We start from the raw sequence: 1075 nt of genomic DNA, 5'->3' as shown, positions 1-1075 counted from the left end.
CGCTTCCTGCCGGATGCGGGCCATGCGCGCGCGCGCCGAAAGGTGGATGCTGCCGCCATCGGGCGCAATATCCCCCGCGATGGCGGCCAGAAGTGTCGATTTGCCCGCCCCGTTGCGGCCCACCAGGCCGATCTTGCGGCCCGGATCAATGCTCAGGCTGGCCCCGTCAAGCAGGGTGCGGCCTGCGATGCGCAGGGTCAGATCAGATATGACAAGCAGGCTCACGGGCGGGAAACTCCGGCAATATGGGGGACATGGCTGGTTTCGTGCGGGTTGTACCTACCAGTCCGTGGCGATATGCTCTAGATGGCCCTTGTAAGGTGATGTCGGTCCGTGACCAATGCCGGACCGACAGATTTCCGAACCTGTTTGAAAGGAGCTGTCCCATGGCAGTTGAACGTACCCTCTCCATCCTGAAGCCTGATGCGACCCGTCGCAACCTGACCGGCAAGATCAATGCCGTGTTCGAGGAACATGGCCTGCGCATCGTGGCGCAGAAGCGCATCCAGCTGACCCCGGCCACCGCCGGCGCGTTCTACGCGGTGCACAAGGAACGCCCGTTCTACAACGATCTGGTGTCCTTCATGATCTCCGGCCCGGTTGTGGTGCAGGTGCTCGAAGGCGAGAACGCCGTGACCAAGAACCGCGATGTGATGGGCGCCACCGACCCCAAGAAGGCCGAAGCCCACACCATCCGCGCGAAGTTCGCTGAAAGCATCGAGGCGAATTCCGTCCACGGTTCCGACAGCTGGAAAATGCGAAGAACGAAATCGCGTTCTTCTTCGCCGGTACCGAAATCCTGCCCTGATCCGGGCGGACTGGATGCCGGGTGGGGCCTGTGGCCTCACTTCTGAAAAAAGCTGGCTTCGCGCCAGCTTTTTTTATGTCCCGCGCATCATGTCCGAAGCAGGCTTTCAGACAGACAGCAGGCAGTCGGTCCCGCATGGCCGGGCGGCGGCTTCGGGGGCCAGCACGCGCAGCAGGGCGGCGGGGTAGAGCCTGTGTTCCTGCCGCAAGACGCGCGCGGCCAGCACATCAGGCGTGTCATCCGGCAGCACGGGCACGGCGGCCTGCC

At 63.5% G+C, this 1075-nt stretch carries 1 protein-coding gene and 2 pseudogenes; 1 reads left to right on the top strand and 2 read right to left on the bottom strand.

Annotation, left to right across the window (positions count from 1 at the left end; translation table 11 throughout):
• A partial coding sequence (locus JCM25156_RS25915; protein ID WP_034960850.1) for an ATP-binding cassette domain-containing protein occupies window positions 1-225 on the bottom strand: 225 nt, incomplete at its 3' end.
• A 161-nt stretch (window positions 226-386) separates the two neighbouring features.
• Here JCM25156_RS25915 and ndk point away from each other — a divergent pair.
• A pseudogene (gene ndk, locus JCM25156_RS25910) lies at window positions 387-808 on the top strand (nucleoside-diphosphate kinase).
• Window positions 809-914: 106 nt separating this feature from the next.
• On the opposite strand, the pseudogene JCM25156_RS31680 reads toward ndk, so the two are convergent.
• A pseudogene (locus JCM25156_RS31680) lies at window positions 915-1075 on the bottom strand (phosphoribosylglycinamide formyltransferase); the annotation flags it as partial.

This window comes from Komagataeibacter kakiaceti JCM 25156 (genome assembly GCF_000613305.1).
Note: the sequence above shows the minus strand (reverse complement) of the source record. Positions and strands in the feature narration are given on the sequence as shown.